The organism is Mesorhizobium sp. M4A.F.Ca.ET.022.05.2.1 (assembly GCF_003998845.1).
In the GTDB taxonomy this organism is placed as follows: Bacteria; Pseudomonadota; Alphaproteobacteria; order Rhizobiales; family Rhizobiaceae; genus Mesorhizobium.
In genome coordinates this window covers 1-19504 of record NZ_RZOJ01000020.1, presented here as the reverse complement: position 1 = coordinate 19504, position 19504 = coordinate 1, and the positions used below count along the sequence as shown (strand labels likewise).

Annotated in this window: 16 protein-coding genes and 2 pseudogenes; 10 read left to right on the top strand and 8 right to left on the bottom strand. The window is 65.1% G+C overall.

The features are described 5' to 3' along the window. Positions 1-35: 35 nt before the first annotated feature. The 10 genes from EN745_RS04475 to doeB all read left to right on the top strand — a co-directional run bounded on the left by EN745_RS04475 (position 36) and on the right by doeB (position 9962). Entirely contained in the window at positions 36-1421 is a 1386-nt protein-coding gene (locus tag EN745_RS04475) for a PLP-dependent aminotransferase family protein (protein ID WP_127420624.1), read from the top strand. Between the two features lie 125 nt (positions 1422-1546). Further along, positions 1547-2332, top strand: coding sequence for an ectoine/hydroxyectoine ABC transporter ATP-binding protein EhuA (ehuA, locus tag EN745_RS04470; RefSeq protein ID WP_126056197.1), 786 nt, complete (start codon positions 1547-1549; stop codon positions 2330-2332). Positions 2333-2429: 97 nt separating this feature from the next. Beyond that, positions 2430-3281, top strand: coding sequence for an ectoine/hydroxyectoine ABC transporter substrate-binding protein EhuB (gene ehuB / locus EN745_RS04465; protein ID WP_126056196.1), 852 nt, complete (start codon positions 2430-2432; stop codon positions 3279-3281). Positions 3282-3469: 188 nt separating this feature from the next. Next, positions 3470-4129 (top strand): ectoine/hydroxyectoine ABC transporter permease subunit EhuC, encoded by a 660-nt coding sequence (gene ehuC, locus EN745_RS04460; protein ID WP_127420623.1) that lies wholly within the window; start codon positions 3470-3472, stop codon positions 4127-4129. Continuing rightward, a complete protein-coding gene (gene ehuD / locus EN745_RS04455; protein ID WP_126056194.1) occupies positions 4129-4788 on the top strand; it encodes an ectoine/hydroxyectoine ABC transporter permease subunit EhuD in 660 nt (219 codons plus the stop codon). Before ehuC ends, ehuD begins: the two co-directional genes overlap by 1 nt. Before the next feature lie 5 nt (positions 4789-4793). Continuing rightward, positions 4794-5570, top strand: coding sequence for an ectoine utilization protein EutA (gene eutA, locus EN745_RS04450; RefSeq protein WP_127420622.1), 777 nt, complete (start codon positions 4794-4796; stop codon positions 5568-5570). A 183-nt stretch (positions 5571-5753) separates the two neighbouring features. Continuing rightward, the gene (eutB, locus tag EN745_RS04440) at positions 5754-6749 is read left to right on the top strand and encodes a hydroxyectoine utilization dehydratase EutB (RefSeq protein ID WP_126056192.1); all 996 of its coding nucleotides are present in this window, start codon (positions 5754-5756) and stop codon (positions 6747-6749) included. Beyond that, positions 6746-7738, top strand: a complete 993-nt coding sequence (locus tag EN745_RS04435; RefSeq protein WP_126056191.1) for a cyclodeaminase — start codon at positions 6746-6748, stop codon at positions 7736-7738. Before eutB ends, EN745_RS04435 begins: the two co-directional genes overlap by 4 nt. A 38-nt stretch (positions 7739-7776) precedes the next feature. Continuing rightward, positions 7777-8955 carry an ectoine hydrolase DoeA gene (gene doeA / locus EN745_RS04430; protein WP_127420621.1) on the top strand — a complete coding sequence of 393 codons (1179 nt, stop codon included), beginning with the start codon at positions 7777-7779 and terminating at the stop codon, positions 8953-8955. 5 nt (positions 8956-8960) lie between these two features. Continuing rightward, a complete protein-coding gene (gene doeB, locus EN745_RS04425) occupies positions 8961-9962 on the top strand; it encodes a N(2)-acetyl-L-2,4-diaminobutanoate deacetylase DoeB (RefSeq protein WP_127420620.1) in 1002 nt (333 codons plus the stop codon). A 144-nt stretch (positions 9963-10106) separates the two neighbouring features. On the opposite strand, the pseudogene EN745_RS04420 reads toward doeB, so the two are convergent. From EN745_RS04420 to EN745_RS04385, 8 genes and pseudogenes are all read right to left on the bottom strand, one after another. Further along, positions 10107-11375 (bottom strand): annotated as a pseudogene (locus EN745_RS04420) (AMP-binding protein); the annotation flags it as partial. A 154-nt stretch (positions 11376-11529) separates the two neighbouring features. Continuing rightward, complete coding sequence (locus EN745_RS04415) at positions 11530-12963, bottom strand: APC family permease (protein ID WP_127420618.1); 1434 nt, start codon at positions 12961-12963, stop codon at positions 11530-11532. 99 nt (positions 12964-13062) lie between these two features. Beyond that, a complete protein-coding gene (locus tag EN745_RS04410; protein WP_189362952.1) occupies positions 13063-14226 on the bottom strand; it encodes a LysR substrate-binding domain-containing protein in 1164 nt (387 codons plus the stop codon). Positions 14227-14232: 6 nt separating this feature from the next. Continuing rightward, a complete protein-coding gene (locus tag EN745_RS04405) occupies positions 14233-15573 on the bottom strand; it encodes a glutamine synthetase family protein (RefSeq protein WP_126056185.1) in 1341 nt (446 codons plus the stop codon). Further along, on the bottom strand, positions 15563-16252 hold the full coding sequence (locus EN745_RS04400; RefSeq protein WP_126056184.1) for a TetR/AcrR family transcriptional regulator: 690 nt from the start codon (positions 16250-16252) through the stop codon (positions 15563-15565). Before EN745_RS04400 ends, EN745_RS04405 begins: the two co-directional genes overlap by 11 nt. Further along, positions 16249-17538, bottom strand: a complete 1290-nt coding sequence (locus EN745_RS04395) for an alpha/beta fold hydrolase (RefSeq protein WP_126056183.1) — start codon at positions 17536-17538, stop codon at positions 16249-16251. The genes EN745_RS04400 and EN745_RS04395 overlap by 4 nt, the downstream gene beginning before the upstream one ends. Positions 17539-17544: 6 nt before the next feature. After that, a complete protein-coding gene (locus EN745_RS04390; protein WP_126056182.1) occupies positions 17545-18855 on the bottom strand; it encodes an acyl-CoA dehydrogenase family protein in 1311 nt (436 codons plus the stop codon). Positions 18856-18873: 18 nt separating this feature from the next. Next, positions 18874-19504, bottom strand: a pseudogene (locus EN745_RS04385) (peptidase M29); the annotation flags it as partial.

Genomic DNA, 19504 nt, shown 5'->3' with positions numbered 1-19504 from the left:
TTGTCAATTGCACTGATTTCGATCTCTAATAAGTCATGACATTGTGGCAGCCAGATCCCGCCCTCATCCGCCGCCCGGCCTATCAGTCGCTCGCCGACCAGTTTGCCCGCGCCATCCATGACGGGCGCCTCGCCAATGGCGCCCGTCTGCCGACGCATCGCCGGCTGGCCGAAGACCTGAATTTGTCAGTGCAAACGGTGAGCCGCGCCTATGAGGAGCTGATCCGGCGCGGCCTTATCTCCGGCGAGATCGGCCGCGGCAGCTTCGTCCAGACGCAACGCCGCGAGGAGGAGCCGCCCTACATTCCCGAGCGCCTGGGCGAGGTCATCGACCTCTCGATCCTCAAGCCGGTCTGCGAGCCGATGCACCTGGAGCGGCTGAAGCAGGCGCTGGGCTGGCTCGCCGAAAACCTGCCGGCGAGCTCGGCGCTGTCCTTCCGCCCGAACATGGTCTTTCCGCGCCACCGCGCCGTGGCGGTCGAGTGGCTGCGCCTCTGCGGCCTCGACGCCTCGCCGCAGAACGTCAGCCTGACCAACGGCGCCACCGCCGGCATGACAGTGGCGCTGATGAGCGTGGCGCCGCCCGGCTCGACGGTCGCCACCGAGGCCATTGGCCACCATACGCTGGTGCCGCTCGCGCGCTATCTCGGCTTCAACCTCGACGGCCTGCCGATCGACGGCAACGGCCTCATCCCGGAAGCGCTCGACGAGGCCTGCCGCCTTTCCGACATCCGCGCCGTCTTCGTGCAGCCCTCGGTCATCAACCCGACGGCGACGCTGATGGACGCCAGGCGGCGCGAGGAGATTGCGGCCGTGGCGCGCAAGCACGACATCGCCATCATCGAGAACGACGTGCTGGGGCCGCTGGTCGAGGACCGGCCGCCGCCGGTAGCCGCCTTTGCGCCCGAGCGCACGCTCTATGTCACCTCCTTCACCAAGATCACCGTGCCCGGGCTGCGGATCGGCTACCTCGCCGCGCCAGACCGCTATGTCGCGGCGGTGGCCAATCGCCACCTCGTTTCGAACTGGATGGCGACGCCGATGGTGGCCGAGATCGCCACGCGCTGGGTCACCGACGGGACGGCGATGGAGCTCGTCCGCTGGCAGCGCTCGGCGCTCAGGCGGCGCCAGGACATCGCTTCGCAAGTGCTGGCCGGCATCGACTACCGCGTCCACCGCGACGGGCTGCATCTGTGGCTCGAGCTTCCCGGCGACCGCGCCGAGGAGAGCTTTGTCTCGCAGGCCCGCCTGCGCGGCGTGGCGATCGCACCCGGCACCTCCTTCCGCATCGCCGAGTCACCCTGGCATCCGGCCGTGCGCATTTCTCTCGGCTCTACAACCGAAGGGGAACTGCGCGCGGGCCTGAGCGTTGTCGCCAAGCTCCTGCTTGGCGATGCGGAGCATCTGCTGCTCGCCATCTGATGCGCGAATTGCCCTGATTTTGTGCCGTGCCGGAAATATTGTCATGATATTATTTTCCTAATTGACATGATTTGGCGCGTTCCGCATCGTTAAGGGCATAGGCTTCTCCAGAACGGGGAAATTGATTGCCCGCACCCATCATCAAGGTTGACGCCATTTCGAAAAGCTTCGGTGCCTTCAAGGTGCTGGACGGCCTGTCGATGCAGGTTATGCCGGGTGAGAAGCTGGCGCTGATCGGTCCGTCCGGCTCCGGCAAGACGACGATCCTGCGCATCCTGATGACGCTGGAGAAGATCGATGGCGGCCACATCCAGATCGACGGCGAGCAGCTCTACCACATGGAGCGCAACGGCCAGCTACTGCCGGCAGATGAGCGGCACCTCGCAAAAATGCGCCAGAAGATCGGCATGGTCTTCCAGCTGTTCAATCTGTTCCCGCACAAATGCGTCATGGACAACGTCACCCTGGCGCCGATGCTGACCAAGGGCGTCGCGCGCGCCGCCGCCGAGAAGCGGGCGATGGAACTGCTCGACATGGTCGGCATGGCCGACAAGGCCAAGAGCATGCCGGCGCAGCTTTCAGGCGGCCAGAAGCAGCGCGTGGCGATCGCCCGCGCGCTGGCTTTGTCGCCGAAGATCATGCTGTTCGACGAGGTCACCTCGGCGCTCGATCCGGAACTGGTCGAGGAGGTGCTCAACGTCATGCGCAAGCTCGCCGCCGAGACCGACATGACGATGCTGCTCGTCACCCACGAAATGGGCTTTGCCCACGACTTCGCCGACCGGGTGCTGTTCTTCGACCGCGGCCGCATCGTCGAGGAAGGCAAGCCCGATGAGATTTTCCGCCACCCGAAACAGGAGCGCACGCAGGGCTTCCTGAAGAAGATCATCGCGGCCGGACATCGCGTCTGACCAACGGGGAAAAAGCCGTCCCCAAGGCGAAGAAGCCGTCCGCGGAACCTGAGCGCCTAAACCGAACAACCAAGACAACAACAAGGAGTTGGGAACGATGAAGAAACTTGCCATTCTGGCCGGCGTCGCCGGCCTCGCGGCGACAACGATGCTGCTGGCCTCCGGCGCGCGTTCGGCCGACGACGCCAAGCTCGAGCAATTGAAGGGGCAGGGCTTCGCCCGCGTCGCCATCGCCAACGAGCCGCCCTACACGGCTGTCGCCGCCGACGGCAAGGTCTCGGGCGCAGCACCGGATGTGGCGCGCGAGATATTCAAGCGCCTCGGCGTCAACGACATCGTCGCCTCGATCTCCGAATATGGCGCCATGATCCCGGGTTTGCAGGCTGGCCGTTTCGACGTCGTCACCGCCGGCCTGTTCATGAAGCCGGAGCGTTGCGCGGCGGTCGCCTATTCCGAGCCGGTGCTGTGCGACGCCGAGGCAATGCTGGTGAAGAAGGGCAATCCGAAGGGCTTCAAGAGCTATGAGGACGTCGCCAAGGACTCGTCCGCCACCATCGGCGCCCCGGGCGGCGGCACCGAGGAAAAGCTGGCGCTCAATGCCGGTGTGCCGCGCGAGCGCGTCATCGTCGTGCCGGACGGCCAGAGCGGCCTGAAGATGCTGCAGGACGGCCGCATCGACGCCTATTCGCTGCCCGTGCTGTCGATCAATGACCTGGTCAAGAAGGCCAATGATCCGAACCTCGAAGTCATCGCTCCGGTGCTGGGCGCGCCGGTCTATTGCGACGGCGCCGCCTTCAAGAAGGGCGACGAGGCGCTGCGCGACGCCTATGACGTCGAACTGGCCAAGCTGAAGAAGTCGGGTGAGTTCGCCAAGATCATCGAGCCCTACGGCTTCTCGGCCGCCGCCGCGATGTCGACGACGCGCGAAAAACTCTGCGCGGCGAAGTAGGACGGTTTCTTCCTTCTCCCCGCTTTGCGGGGAGAAGGTGTCACGAAGTGACGGATGAGGGGCGGCGCCATACCTCCGTGAGTCCACGCCGCCCCTCATCTGCCTGCCGGCAACTCCCCGTGAACGGGGAGAAGGGGCTGTCGCGGCTGCCCCGCATAACCGCAAACGACAGGAAGTCCTAAACGCACATGACCCATTGGTCCGGCTATCTCGGCCTGATATTGCAGGGAGCGCTTGTCACCATCGAGCTGACGCTGATGGGGTCGGTGCTTGCGCTGATCATGGCCTTCCTGGCCGGCATGGGGCGGCTGTCGCGCTTCTTCGTGCTGCGCGCGCTGGCCACCGCCTATATCGAGTTCTTCCGCGGCACCTCGATCTTCGTGCAGCTGTTCTGGGCCTATTTCGTCCTGCCCCTTGCCGGCATTTCTCTGACGCCTTTGCAGGCCGGCGTGCTGGCGCTGGGCCTGAATGTCGGCGCCTATGCGGCGGAAGTGGTGCGCGGCGCCATCCAGTCGGTCGGCCGCGAGCAGTACGAAGCCTGCACCGCGCTCAACCTCGGCCGCTGGCAAGGCATGCGCCATGTCATCCTGCCGCAGGCGCTGCTGGTCATGCTCCCGACCTTCGGCAACAACGCCATCGAACTGCTCAAGGCGACCTCCGTCGTCTCGCTTATCTCGCTCGCCGACCTCACCTTCCAGGCGCAGGTGGTGCGCTCGCAGACCGGCAACACGCTGATGCCGTTCACCACCATCTTGATCATCTATTTCGTGCTGGCGCTCGCCATCTCCTGGGGCGTGCGCTCGCTGGAACGCCGCATGGCGCGCGGCATCGACGGAGTGCGCGTCTGATGGATTGGGACTGGAACTTCGTCAGGGAGATCCTGCCGACGCTGATCCAGGGGGTGAAGATTACCATCCTGGCGACGCTGCTCGGCTCGGTGCTGGCGGCGATGGTCGGCCTGGCCATCGCGCTGGCGCGGCGCTCGCCGAACCGGGCCGTGTCGCGCACCGTCGGCTTCCTCGCCGAATTCATCCGCGGCACACCGCTGCTGGTGCAGCTCTATTTCATCTTTTACGTGCTGCCCGACTTCGGCATCCTGCTGCCGCCGCTGGTGGCCGGCGTCATCGGGCTCGGCCTGCATTACGGCACCTATACGGCGGAGGTCTACCGCGCCGGCATCGACAACGTCCCGCGCGGCCAGTGGGAAGCGGCCAAAGCCTGCAATCTCGGCGCCGGCCAGACCTGGACGCACATCATCCTGCCGCAGGCCATCCCGCCGATGATCCCGGCCTTGGCCAATTACTTCATCGCCATGTTCAAGGAGACGCCGCTGCTCTCGGCGATCACCGTGCTGGAGCTGATGAACCAGGCCAAGAGCGTCGCCAACACCTATTACCGCTACGTCGAGCCAATGACGCTGGTTGGCGCCTTCTTCCTGATCATCAGCCTTTTCTCGGTCGTGCTGCTGCGCTGGCTGGAACATCGCTACGGCAAGATCGAAAGGTAGTCTTGATGAAACCGCTGCCCGAAATCAGGCTGTTGCCGACAAGGCCGGCCCTCGATGCGCGCCCGCTGGCAAAGCGCGTCGGCCTGATCATCCTTGCCACCGACCACACCAGCGAGCCGGATTTCCATCGCATAGTGGCGAGCGAGCGGATCGGCGTCTACGTCGCCCGCATCCCCTACAAGAACCCGACCACGCCGGAGAACCTGCGCAGGATGCAGCCGGAGCTGGAGGCCGCCGCCGCGCTCATCCTGCCGGACGAGCCGCTCGACGCCGTCTGCTATTCCTGCACCTCGGCCTCGGTGGTGATCGGCGACGCCGAGATCGAGGCGGCGATCCGGGCCGCCAGGCCCGGCGTTGCCGTGGTGACGCCGCCGATGGCCGGTGTGCGCGGGCTGAAGGCGCTGGGCGCGAAACGGATCAGCATGCTCACCCCCTACACGGTCGAGACCAGCCGGCCGATGGCGGCCTATTTCGCCGGGCGCGGCTTCGAGATCGTGAGCTTCACCTGCCTCGGCTTCGAGGACGACCGCGAGATGGCGCGCATCCCGCCGGCCGCGCTTGTCGAACTGGCCGGCAAGGCAACCGATGCCGAGGCTGACGCGCTGTTCGTGTCCTGCACTGCGCTGCGCTCGGCGCTCGCGGTCGCCGGCATGGAACGGGCGATCGGCCGCCCGGTCGTCACCAGCAACCAGGCCAGCGCCTGGAATTGCCTCAGACTGTGCGGCGACGCCACGGCGCGGCCTCAGTTCGGCCGGCTGATGACGAAGTCGCTGGTGCAGTAAGATGATGTCCCGCATTCACGAGCGACCCCCTCTGGCCTGCCGGCCATCTCCCCCTCAAGGGGGGAGATCAACTGCGGCCCGGCTTTCGCCAATCGCTGAAGTCACAGGAAGAGCGCCAGCGCCAAAGCTGCTTATCTCCCCCCTTGAGGGGGAGATGGCCGGCAGGCCAGAAGGGGTCGCCCGATGACGAGCGCCACCACCCTCGCCGACATCCGCGCCGCCCGAGAGCGAATCGCCGGCAAGGTCGAGCGCACGCCAACCGTGCAGTCGCAAAGCCTTACGGATCGCGTCGGCCAACCCATCCACCTCAAGCTCGAGCACCATCAGACCACTGGCGCCTTCAAATTGCGCGGCGCCTCGAACGCGATCGCTTCACTAAGCCCTGAGGATAAGACGCGCGGTGTGGTCGCCGCCTCAACCGGCAATCATGGCCGGGCGCTCGCGCATGCGGCGAGGCTCGAAGCCATCCGCGCGGTGATCTGCATGTCGCGGCTGGTGCCCGAGAACAAGCTCGACGCGATCCGCCGCCTCGGCGCCGAGATACGCATCGTCGGCAACAGCCAGGACGATGCGCAAACCGAGGTCGACAGGCTGGTCGCCGAACAAGGCCTGGTCATGCTGCCGCCCTTCGACCACGCCGACATCATCGCCGGCCAGGGCACGCTCGGTCTGGAGATCATCGAGCAGGTTCCGGACGCCGCAAGCGTGCTGGTGCCGCTGTCTGGCGGCGGGCTGGCTTCGGGCGTCGCCGCCGCCGTCAAGGGGGTCAGCCCCGGCTCCAAGGTCATCGGGGTGTCGATGGCGCGGGGCGCGGCGATGAAGGCGAGCCTCGACGCCGGCCGTCCCGTCGAGGTCGAGGAACTGCCGACGCTGGCGGATTCGCTCGGCGGCGGCATCGGGCTCGACAACCGGCTGACCTTTGGAATGTGCCGCAACCTGCTCGACGATGTTATCCTGCTCTCCGAGGACGAGATCGCCACCGGCATCCGTCATGCCTATGAGCAGGAGCGCGAAATCGTCGAAGGCGCCGGTGCCGTCGGCATCGCAGCGCTGCTTGCCGGCAAGGTCAAGACGGCCGGGCCTGCCGTGCTCATCCTTTCCGGCCGCAACATCGACATGGCGCTGCACAGGAAGATCGTCTGCGGCGAGGCGCCATCAACCGTGGAGCGTGCCGCATGAGCCGGATGATGATCCTCACCGAGGCCGAACTGCGCAACATTGTGACCCTGGATCTCGATACCGCCGCCTGCGTCGAGAACGCCTTCCGCGCGCTTGCCACCCTGCCGGTGGCGATGCCGCCGATCCTGCGTCTCGACATTCCCGAACATCACGGCGAGGTCGACGTTAAGTCCGCCTATGTGCCCGGCATCGACGGCTTCGCCGTCAAGATCAGCTCCGGCTTCTTCGACAATCCGAAGCTCGGCCTGCCGAGCGGCGGCGGCATGATGGTGTTGCTCTCGGCGAAAACCGGAGTGGTCGAGGCGCTGCTGCTCGACAATGGCTATCTGACGGACATCCGCACCGCCGCCGCAGGCGCGGTCGCGGCCAAGCATCTATCGCGCGAAGACTCTACCGTGGCGGCGATCTTCGGCGCTGGTTTGCAGGCCGGGCTGCAGCTCGAGGCGCTGCGCCTGGTGCGGCCGATCGAGGAGGCCCGCATCTGGGCGCGCGATGCCGCCAAGGCCGAGGTGGCCGCCGCCAGCCTGCGCGAGAAGCTCGGCATCCTGGTGCGCGCCGAACCGGACGCGGCGAAGGCGGCAGCCGGCGCCGACATCATCGTCACAACGACGCCATCGACCGAGCCGCTGATCAAGGCCGGCTTCGTCGTGGCCGGCCAGCACATCACCGCCATGGGCTCGGATGCCGAGCACAAGAACGAGATCGCGCCGGCGATCCTGCGCATGGCCGATCTCTATGTTGCCGACAGCGCCAGGCAAACCAAACGGCTCGGCGAACTGCATCATGCCATCGCGACAGGGGTGATGACGGCCGACGCCGATGTGACCGAACTCGGCCAGATCATCGCCGGCGACAAGCACGGCCGGCGCTCGGACAGCGACATCACCATCGCCGACCTCACCGGCACCGGCGTGCAGGACACGGCGATCGCCACCTTGGCCCGTGACCGCGCCCAAGCGGCCAATGCCGGCACCATTTTCGAAAGCTGATACCGGCCGCCAGGCCCAACAAACGAGGATCAAGAACAATGCAGCCGAACCTTAAATTCACGCGCGGCGAATATGCGGATCGCCTCGCCAAGACAAGGCAAGCCATGGCGGCCAAGGGGGTCGATCTGCTGATCGTCAGCGATCCCTCCAACATGGCCTGGCTGACGGGTTACGACGGCTGGTCGTTCTATGTCCACCAGGCGGTCATCGTGCCGCCTTCGGGCGAGCCGGTCTGGTATGGCCGCGGCCAGGACGCCAATGGCGCCAAGCGTACCGCCTACCTCGCTCACGACAACATCATCGGCTACGCCGACCACTATGTGCAGTCGACCGAGCGCCACCCGATGGACTTCTTGTCCAGCGTGCTTTCCGATCGCGGCTGGGGCAAGCTGACCATCGGCGTCGAGATGGACAATTACTGGTTCTCGGCCGCCGCCTTCGCCGCCCTGCAGAAGCATCTGCCCAACGCCCGCTTCGTCGATGCGACAGCGCTGGTCAACTGGCAGCGCGCGGTAAAGAGCCCGACCGAGATCGACTACATGCGCAGGGCCGCCCGCATCGTCGAGGCCATGCACCAGCGCATCGTCGACAGAATAGAGGTCGGCATGCGCAAATGCGATCTGGTCGCCGAGATCTACGATGCCGGCACCCGCGGCGTCGATGGGATCGGCGGCGACTATCCGGCGATCGTGCCGCTGCTGCCGTCGGGCGCCGACGCCTCGGCGCCGCATCTGACCTGGGACGACCGGCCGATGAAGGCCGGCGAGGGCACCTTCTTCGAGATCGCCGGCTGCTACAACCGCTACCATTGTCCCCTGTCGCGCACCGTCTTCCTCGGCAAGCCGACGCAGGCCTTCCTCGATGCCGAGAAGGCGACGCTGGAAGGCATGGAGGCAGGCCTTGCCGCCGCCAGGCCCGGCAACACCTGCGAGGACATCGCCAATGCCTTTTTCGCCGTCTTGAAGAAATACGGCATCGTCAAGGACAACCGCACCGGCTATCCGATCGGTATCTCCTATCCGCCGGACTGGGGCGAGCGCACCATGAGCCTGCGCCCCGGCGACCGCACCGAGCTGAAACCCGGCATGACCTTCCACTTCATGACCGGCCTCTGGCTGGAGACGATGGGGCTGGAGATCACCGAATCCATCCTGATCACCGAGACCGGCGTCGAGTGCCTGGCCAATGTGCCGCGCAAGCTGGTCGCGAAGGATTGATCCCGATGCCGGCCTTGCGTCCCTCACCGATCGCCCCGACCGTCGATTTCGACAAGGACGGCGTCCAGCACGGCTTCCTGCGCCTGCCCTACAGCCGCGACGATTCCGCCTGGGGCTCGGTGATGATCCCGGTCTGTGTCATCCGCAACGGCAAGGGACCGACGGCGCTTCTCACCGGCGGCAATCACGGCGACGAGTATGAGGGGCCGCTGGCGCTCTACGATCTTGCCCGCACGCTCGATCCGAAGGACGTCGCCGGTACCGTGATCATCGTGCCGGCAATGAACTATCCGGCCTTCCGCGCCGGCACGCGGACTTCGCCGATCGACAAGGGCAACATGAACCGTAGCTTCCCTGGCCGGCCCGATGGCACGGTGACGGAGAAGATCGCCGACTATTTTCAACGCGATCTGCTTCCCCGCGCGGACATCGTCTTCGATTTCCACTCGGGCGGCAAGACGCTCGACTTCGTGCCGTTCTGCGCCGCCCACACGCTTCCCGACAAGGCGCAGGAGGAGAAGGCTTTCGCGGCCGTCGAGGCCTTTTCCGCGCCCTTCTCGATGCGCATGACCGAGATCGATGCGGTCGGCATGTACGACACGGCCGCCGAGGCGATGGGCAAGGTGTTCGTCACCACCGAGCTCGGCGGCGGCGGCACGTCTCGCGCCGAAACCGTGCGCATCGCGCGTCGGGGTGTGGTCAATGTGCTTCGTCATGCCGGTATCGTCGATGGTGCGGTCGAGAAGTCTCAAACACAATGGCTTGATATGCCGTCCGGCGGTTGCTTTGCCTTTGCCGAAGACGACGGCATGATCGAGACCATGGTCGATCTCGGGGAGACGGTTGAAGAGGGTCAGGTCGTGGCGCGCGTTCATTCAACCGGCCGCACCGGCAACGCGCCCCGGGAAATCAAGGCGAGACTGTCGGGCCTGCTGGCCGCGCGTCACTTTCCGGGCTTGGTCAAGGCGGGGGACTGTGCCGCTGTGATTGGCGTTTTGGTCCCGTGACCTTGTCGCAGGGGGCTTTGGCGTACCAAGGCGCGCAAATCGGCAAAGCCTCACCGCATCGCATGCGATCATCCTTGCCGGCTATTGTTTTACCTTCAACCTGAACCGCTGGATCTTACCGGTCTGGGTCTTGGGAAGCGCGTCGGTGAATGAATCTCCGGTCAGGTTCCAGCCGTCGCGCACATAGTCCTTCTGCCGGGGATCATTCAGGTACCGGCATCCCGTCGGGCCACGGACGGCAAGCCGGCCGACCTCGCCACGCGGCAACTCGTTCATATCGGCATCGACGATCCGGGCCTCGTAGCCGGCAACCGGACGCCCGGTCCTGCCCGGCGCGAGATCGTCCAGCCGGTTGGAAATGAAGATGTGCAGCATCTCGGTTGCGCCAATGCCGTCCACAATCGGCTTGCCGGTCCGTTGCACCCAGGCCTCGAACACTGGCGCGGGAAGGGTTTCACCGGCAGAGACCGCGATCCGCAGCGACGAAAGATTGGCCCCTTCATCGAGCGCGGCGATCATCGCCCGGTAGGCCGTCGGAGCCGTGAATACGATGGTCGCGCCATATTTCTCGATGATTTCGATCATGTTGGCCGGAGAGGCGTGCTCCAGCAGCGTCGCCGTGGCGCCGAAGCGGAGCGGGAAAATGGCAAGCCCGCCAAGGCCGAAGGTGAAGGCGATCGGCGGCGAGCCGACGAAAATGTCCTCGGGCGTGACCTGCAGCACGCCGCGCGCATAACCGTCGGCGATGATCAGCAGGTCCCGATGAAAATGCATCGTCGCCTTCGGCGAGCCGGTGGTGCCCGAGGTGAACCCAAGCAGGGCCACGTCGTCGCGGCCGGTCTCCACCGCATCGAAGACGACCGGCTTGTCGAGCGCCGCGCGGTCGAGTTCTGCGTCGTGATTGGCCGTGCCATCGAAACCGACGACCTGCTTCAGGAAGCGGCTGTCCTTGGCGCAAGCCACCATCTCGTCCATCAGCCGCGTATCGCATAACGCAAGCGTGATCTCGGCCTTGTCCACGATCTGTGACAGTTCGCCTGATCGTAGCATTGGCATGGTGTTGACCACGACCGCGCCTGCCTTGGTGGCGGCCAGCCAGCACGCCACCATTGCCGGGTTGTTGGCTGAGCGGATCAGTACGCGGTTGCCCGGCCGCAGGCCGTAGTTCTCTACGAGCGCGTGCGCCAGGCGGTTGGTCCAGTCGGACAGTTCCTTGTAGGTCCTGCGGCGACCGTTGCCGATCAGCGCGACATGATCACCGAAGCCGCGCTCGACCTGCCGATCGGTAAGCTCGACCGCGGCATTCAGATGCTCCGGATAGTCGAACCCATCGAGCGGAAGGTCCGGCCATTGATCGCCGGGCGGAAGATTGTCACGCGCGAACGTATCGACATGTGCTGAACGACCAAGCATTCGCAAACCTCCACCCGTCGTGAAACGTGCAATGGAAACGACCGGCCCACGGTGGCACGGCAGTCAGTTGTTTCAAGCTTAAAATGTTTGACGCCGATATCACTTCCGGTTTCTGGCGGAAGCGCGACGACGCGCGCCTCCGCATGGGATAGGATCAGGCCTGATTTTCGCCCATGCGGGCGAAACGCGCCGGATCTGCCCTCTCCAGCTGCAGCGCCAGCACATATCCCACCACGGCGGCGGCTGGGATCAATGCCGGCAGGATGAGCCCGAGCGCGCCGCCGGTGGTGCCGGTGAGGTCGCCAAAATGCAGGAAGATGTAGACGAACAGTGCCGCCATGATCAGCCCCGACAAGGCAGGCAGGACCACAGTCGACAGCGCCGGCGCGCCGGCCTGCTTGTTGCGGAAGAAGACGATCACCGAAAGCGAGGTGACGGTCATCATGCCGAGCACGCCGAGCGTGCCGACCTGGCTGATCCAGGTGAACATGTTGAGCACCGGATCGAGCCCGAGGCCGGCAAAGATCGCCAGCACGATCAGGGCGCCGATCGTCTGCACGACCGAGCCGATGTGGGGGCTCTGGTGATCTGCATGGGTGCGCCCGAAGGCGGCGGGCAACAGGCCTTCGCGTCCTGCCACGTAGCTGTATCGGGCGATGTAGTTGTGGAAGGCCGACAACGCGGCAAAGAGGCTCGATACGAGCAAGATGCCGGCAATCGTCGGTATCGGCCCGCCGACATAGCGCCCGGCCAGATCGAAGAAGAGCGCTGAAGGATCGCCATAGCCCTGGATGGTCGGGACCAGTTTGTCGGCACCTATGCCAACGATCATCAGCCAGGTGGTGAACACGAAGAATATGCCGATCATCAGCACCGAAAGATAAGTGGCGCGCGGAATGGTGCTTTCCGGGTCTCGGGCTTCCTCGGCATAGATCGTGGTTGCCTCGAAGCCGATGAAGGAGCCCAGGCAAAACAGGATCGCAGCGGTCAGCGAACCCGAAAACATCGCATTCGGGTCGAAGATATTCAGCGCCAGCCCATTGGCGCCGCCCTTGCCGAGAATTGCAAAGTCGACAATCAGGACAATCAGATATTCGAGCGCGACGGCAACGACCAGGACCTTTGCCGACAGATCAACCTGACGGTAGCCCAAAATGGCGACCAGGACGACGGCGATCAGGCTCCATCCCCACCAGGGCAGGACCAGTCCGAGCTCGCTGAAGACACCGGAGGCGATGCCGCCCAGCAGACCGATCAGTCCGAACTGCATGGCGTTGTAGGCGACCAGCGCGACGACCGCCACGGCGCCGGCGGAGCGCCCGCCGAGACCGCGCGCGGCATAGGCGTAGAAGGCGCCGGCATTGGTGACATGCCGCGACATGGCCACGTAGCCGGCCGAAAAGGCGAGCATCACCAGCGTCACGAAAATGAAGGTCGCTGGAATGCCGGCGCCGTTGCCAAGCATGAACGCCAGCGGCATCGCGCCAGCCACGCCGGTCAGGGGAGCCGCCGCCGAGATCACCATGAAGGTCACGGCGATCAGGCCCAGCGAATTCCTGCGAAGTTGATTGCTTCCTGCAGTACTCATTTCTGTCGTTCTCCCTCTGTGTTCCCCATGGCCGATTGACCGGTCCATTGTTTGTTGGTGTCTGTGTCCTGTCCGCTCGGCCGTTTCGTCCGGCCGTCATCACTCTCCGTTGGCGGCATGCCCGAAGGATCCCCGGCATTTGGCCAGAAACTGCCCGACCCATTCGCTGCGGCCGTTGCCGCGTGGCGTGATCGCCACGACCGCCCCTTCCGGGAAGTCCTCGTCCAGCGGTATGGCGAGGATCTCCTTGCCGTCGGGCGCGGTCCTGGCCTGCGGCGCTTGAGGGACGATCGAATACCCAAGACCCTGCGCGACCAGGCCGCGCACCATGGCGAAGGAAGGCGACTGGAAGCGGATGTGCGGCTGCAGCCCGCCGCGCTTGAACAGGGTGTCCGTGGCCGAGCGCACCGAGGGATAATCCAGCAGGATCATGGGCAGATCAGCCAAATCGCTGAGCCGCAGACTGGATCTGCCGGCCAGCGCGTGGGTGGCGTTCAACAGCACATGCGGAGCCGGAGGGCAGACCAGTTCGGCATCGAGGTCAGGTTCGTTCACCGCCCCGAAAGTGATCGCTGCCTCAATCCTGCCGGCGCGCATCTGCTCGATGAGATCGTCATGGTCGGCTTCCAGAAGGCGGATGTCGACATCTGGCTGCTGGCTGGCGAAGCCGGCGACGAGGCCCGGCACGAATTGCGGTCCAAGCGTGATGAAGAAGCCGATGCTGAGATGGTTCTCGGGGTGTGGCGGCCGATGGTCATCCGGCGCGATCGGGATGGCGCGCCGATAGCCGCGATTGCCATAGACCAGCGGCGAGCGCTGCGCCGAAAGGTCGATGGTCCCGGCCTCGCCGATAAAGAGGAAATGGGTTCCCCACATCAGCGCCGTCTTGAGTTCGCAGTCGAGGGAAACGACGGCGCCATCGATGATCGGCGCGCCAGTCACGCCGGGATGCCAGGCGATCGCGTCGAACCGGTCCTGGTTCAAATGCTTGAGGCGGCCGGAGAAGAGATCCGAGACGAAACTCTGGTTGCCGCTGAGCACATTGGCGCAGAACCGCCTGTTCTTCTTGATCGCCTCGCATGCCGGGCTGAGGTGATGGACGCTGATCAGCAATGAAGGCCGGCTGGTATCGGCGGACACTGACGTCATCGATGAAACGGTCACACCGAAACGACCTGCCTCGCCGTCCGTGGTCACCACGGTGACGGCGGCGGCCACGCGGCTCATGCCTTCGATGAAACGGGCGCGCAGATCGGTATCCATGGTCATTCACCCCAGGTCGAAGAAGCGTTCCAGTTCGACGTCCGGAACCTTGCGGCGGAACTCGTTGTGCTGGCTTTCGCGGGTGGCCGTGAACGCCTCGACAAAGCGTGCGCCCAGCCAGTCCTTGGCGAAGGCGGAGCCGCGCAGCCGGTCGATCGCCTCCGGCATCGAGCGGGCGAAGTCGCGGGCGGGTTGCTGCGCATAACCCGAGCCGATGGTTTCGGGATTAGGCTCGATCTCACCGATGACGCCAGCAACCCCGGCCGCGATGGTTGCGGCGGCGGAGAGGTAGGGATTGGAGTCTGCACCGGGCAGGCGATTTTCCACCCGCAGGGACCCCGCGTCGTGACCGACGAGGCGAAAGCAGGTGGTGCGGTTTTCGAAACCCCATGTCAGGCCGGGTGGCGCGAAGGTGCCGGGGGCGAAACGCCGGTAGCTGTTCACCGTCGGCTGGAAGACCAGCGTCGTGTCGCCGACATAGGCCTGCAGGCCGCCGAGGAAGTGGCGGAAAGTGCGGCTGACGCCGTTCTTCTCCTTCGCGTCCCAGAACAGCGATCTGCCTGTCTTGTCCTTCAGGCTGATGTGCAGGTGGATCGACTGGCTATCCGCCTTTTCGTTCCAGCGCGGCATGAAGGTGACCGACCGGCCCTGCCGCAGCGCCAGCGCGCGGATGAAGTTCTTCAGGAGAACCAGCTGGTCGGCCGGCTCCAGGCCTTCGCCGGCGCCGATGCAAGCCTCCATGAAACCAGCGCCGATCTCCTCGTGCATCTTGGCGAGGTCGATCCTCAGCGGCTCGCACATGGCGGCCACGGCCTCGTACCACTCGGTCTGGACGACCTGGTAAAGGATCAGGTCGTGGCTTGCATGCGCCGTCGCGGTTTTCAGATTGCGGTAGCCCTTGGCCTTCGCGCTCTCCGGCGTCTCGTCGAACAGCGTGTATTCCAGCTCCATTCCGTATTTCGGCACCAGCCCCGCTTCGCCGGCACGGGCAAGAACGGATTTCAGGATCGCGCGGGGGCATATCTGCGCTGAAGCGCCGGTGTAGTTCGACAGCACCAGCAGGTCATGCCCGGCCTTCGACCACGGCAGGCGGCGGGCGGAACCGGGATCGAGCTGCAACGGGTCATCGTGGAAATCACCCTTATCGTCATTGACGCCAGGAATGATGAGCATCGCATCGGTCGGGTCCAGCGCCAGTTGCGCGGGGGCCATGCCCATGCCGTTCTTGGCAATGCCCTTGAGGCTGTTGGCCGAGACCATCTGCCCGCGCAGCAGCCCGTTGGTGTCGGTCATCGCGACCGTGGCAAAGCGGCTGGCCTGGTCGGCCAGGTAATCGTCAAGCGTCATGTTGCACCTGATTGAGGGAATGGGCGCCGATAAGTCGTGCGAGTTCGGCGAGATCGGTCTCGGGCTGTGTCGAATAGGCCTTGAGGAATACCTTGAGGCCGTTGTGCAGATAACGAGCGATCTCGGCGCGCGAGGGAGAGTGGTCCGGCATGTAGAGGGCCTGCGTGCGCGGCGCCGACAGGATCAGGCCCCATAGATCCTGCGCGGCGAGTTCGGCGTCGTCGAAGGCCAGCCGGCCGGCGCGTCGCTGGCCTTCCAGATAATCCATGATGCCGCGCAGCAGGCGGTCCGGCCCCACCTCCTGATAGGCGCGGCCGATCTCCGGAAAGCGTTGCACCTCGCCGATGATGAGCCTTGCCAGCGACAGGAGGTCCGGACGCAGCACGGTGTCGGCGTAGTCCCATGAGAATTCCAGCAGGTCCGCCACCATGCCGCGATCGGAAGGATGTTCGAAGACCGCCAGCATCTGGTCGCGCTCGCCAAGCATCATGGCCGAGAACAGCGCCTCCTTGGACTGGAAGTACTGGTAAAGCGTCGGCTTCGACAAGTTCGCCTCGAGAGCGACGGCATCCATGTTGGCGCCGGAATAGCCCATTTCGGAAAAGACCTTCAGCGCGGCTTCCAGGATGCGCCGCTCGCGCTCGATTTTGTTTTGCTGTCGGCGGGACAAGGCGGTCATCGCGGCAGTTTCCTCAGGAAGTCCAGCAGGATGCGGCTGTAGGCTGCGGGCTGCTCGACATTGCAGACATGGCCGGCATCCGCGATGGTCTCGTAGCGGATGTCTGGCCGGAAGGCCTGGTCGAGTATTCGTCCGGCAACGCCGCGGATCTCCGATGGCGACGCCAGCCGGTCGTGCTCGCCCGTCATCATCAACACCGGCATGGTCAGGCGCGAGAAATCGAAACGCTCGGAGGGATTGGTGAAGCAGACGAGCGCGTCGCGATAGGTGGCGGACGGGATCGCCGCCATCGACCGGAAGAGCTGTTCCTTCACCGCGTCGGAGGCGTTCGGCCCCGCCAGCACTTCCACCACCGTGGGAGCGAAATCGGCCGGCGTCTGGCCGGCATCCAGCGGCACCTTGCGGCTGACACGGAAGGTCTCACGCTCCTCGAGGCTTGCCTCCGACATGCCGGTGCAGCCACCCGAAAGGACCAGCCCCGCCAGCATCTCCGGGTGGCGCATGGCGAAGGAGGTGGCGATCCACGAGCCCAGGGAGAGGCCGACCAGCACCAGCCGATCGGCGCCAAGTTCTTCCTTCACGCGCAGGATGTCGTCGCAGTAGTCCCCTACGGTCGACTGCATTCGCCCGAGCGCGCTGTCGCCGTAGCCGCGCAAGTCGAGTGCCGCCGCGCGCATAACGCCGCCTGCGGCCGCGAGTTGCGGCAGCCAGTTGCCGCGCGAGCCGCCGATGCCGTGCAGGAACAGGCAGAGCGGCCCGTCGCTATCCGTCGTCGTTAGCGCGAGGCGAGGCTCGCCATCGATGACTATGTCCCGCGTGGCGGCAGAGGCGGGCAGGGGCCTTGGCTGCTCCGCCGCGTCGGTAGCGAGCGTTGTCTCCGACAGGGCGGCGATGCCCGCTTCGAAGATCGCCTTCGTGCCCTCGCAAATCGCCTGCAGACGCGGCGACGCGGCTTCGACCCGCGCGCTCCAGCGCAGCGTGCTGCCGCCATGATCGCCGGCGCCAATGGCAATGCGGCCGTCATAGGATTGCGCACCGGCAATGCCTTCGAGATGTGTGTAGGCAAGCGTGCGGTCGCTGTCGCTCAGCCAGGTGAGTTGCTCGCGATAGACGGTACCCTCCCCATGGGCGGTAAAGGCGCGGACCAGCGTGCCGCGTGCGTCGTGCTCGGCGTAGATGGTGGCGATGGCCGGGTGCCATTGTCCGCAGAAATCCGAAACGACGGACCACACCGCCTCCGGCGAGGCGGCTGAGACGCCGACGACCTCGACCGTTTCGCGCGCCATTGGCGTCTACCGGGCCGACCGCGCGGCGCCGTGCTCGCCGCGCCACAGCGACATACGGGCGCCGCCTTCATCGCCAGGGGCGGAGTCGATCTCGTCCATCTCGTAGAGCGCCAGTACCGAGAGGTAGTCCTCCATGATCTCGGATGTGAAGGGCAGCATCAGCGCGCCGCAACGGCTGTCTCGGTACATCCGCTCCAGCGGCAGCGATTTCAGCATCGACTGGCCGCCGCAGGTGCGGATGGCCATCGACGTCATCTCGGCCGCGCCTTCCATGACGTTGTATTGCGCGGCGTACATGCGCAGCACCTCGCCCTTGGTCGGAAAGCCTTTCGACTCGCCGAAAGCCTGCCACCACAGCGCGCGCATGTTCGCCAGCCGGGCGTACATCTTGCCCACCGCGATACGCTTGGTCGCATACATGCGCCGATCTATCGGTGGCTGGCCGGGCACCTTGCCCTTGAGATAGTCGACCATGAAGTCGAAGGCGCCCTGCGCGACACCCATATAGGTGGGCGAAAGGGTCACCATCATGTGAGGCCAGTTGGGCAGCGTCTTGCCGAAGATGCCCCGCGGCATCAACAGGTCCAATTCGGTGACGAAGACGTCCTTGAGGATGAGGTCGCGGCTGTTGGTGCCGCGCATGCCGAGCGGATCCCAGTCGCCCTTGACGCTGAGGCCCGGCGCATCCTTGTGGACGACGAACAGCATGGTGTCCTCGTGGCGCGGCTCCCGGCCCTCGAACACCTCGGTGCAAACGATGGTGTAGTAGTCGCAATAGCCGGCCAGCGAGGCGAATTTCTTGAAGCCGTTGATCTTCCAGCCGCCGTCGACCTTGCGGCACTGCGTCTGGTTCGGCTTCGAGGTCCAGTTCTGGCCACCCTCGGAGATAGGCTGCGAATAGATCGCCTTTTCGGCGATGGCGCGGCGGAACTGGCGCTCGCGCAGCGGCGCGAATGCCGCCTTCTCCTGGGGCGTCAGGTTCGGCATATCGAACATGAAACGCGACCAAGCCATGGACGAGTTGTGCATGTTGAAGGTCAGTGCGGTGGCGCCGCAGTATTTGCCGATCTCGGCGCCGACCATGGCATACTCGAACATCGAGAAGCCCCAGCCACCGAATTCCTCCGGGATGCAGAGCCCGAGAAAGCCGTCAGCCGCCAAATCCTTGTAGTTCTCGACCGGGAAGGAGGCGTCATCGTCGATCCCCTTGGCGCGCGACGCGAATTTATCGCGGCCAAGCTCGTTGACCAGCCGCAGCTTGGCTTGCACCTGCGGGCGGATGCGGGAGAGGTCGTAGTAATCGGCAATGTCGCTCATGGTCTTCTCCGAGGGGCGTCAGGACGCCAGTTCGCCTTGCAGGAGGCCGTCCTTGACGACGACGTTCCCGTCCAGAGTTATCGTGCAGTTGCGCATCGGCAGGTCGAAATGACCGAGCGTATAGCGGCCGGCATACTGGTTGGCGCCTGTAGACCACAGGAACGATCCCGCCAGCGCGCGGAACTCCACCGCCTGCATGTCACGCTTGTCGTACATGGCGGCCGAGACCCAGCGGGCGCGCGGATGCATACCCCAGCCGACATGGCTCATGCCGTAGGCGTTGCGGTCGTTCCAGGCTTCCATGTATTCGCGAAAATGGATGGCATCGACGCCGTCGCCGTTGATGGCGGTGACGAAGTCGTCCTCGATGGTGAAGTCGATGCGGCTGGTGAGCGTCGTCTTGAACGTAAGGTTCATGTCGCCCACGTCCATGACGATCCGGCCGTTGACGCAGTTCTTTCCGGGAAAGGCGAGGCAAAGCCCGCCCGGCCAGTGCGCCACCGCGCCGGGCGTGGTGCCGAAGCCCGGCGTACCGCCGCAGGGTGCGTTGCGCAGATCGATGACGAGATCGGTACCGGCCGGCGAGGTGACGCGCATCTCGCCCGCCTCGCGCAGCATCTGCACGCCGAGCGCCACCTTCGGGCCGAGT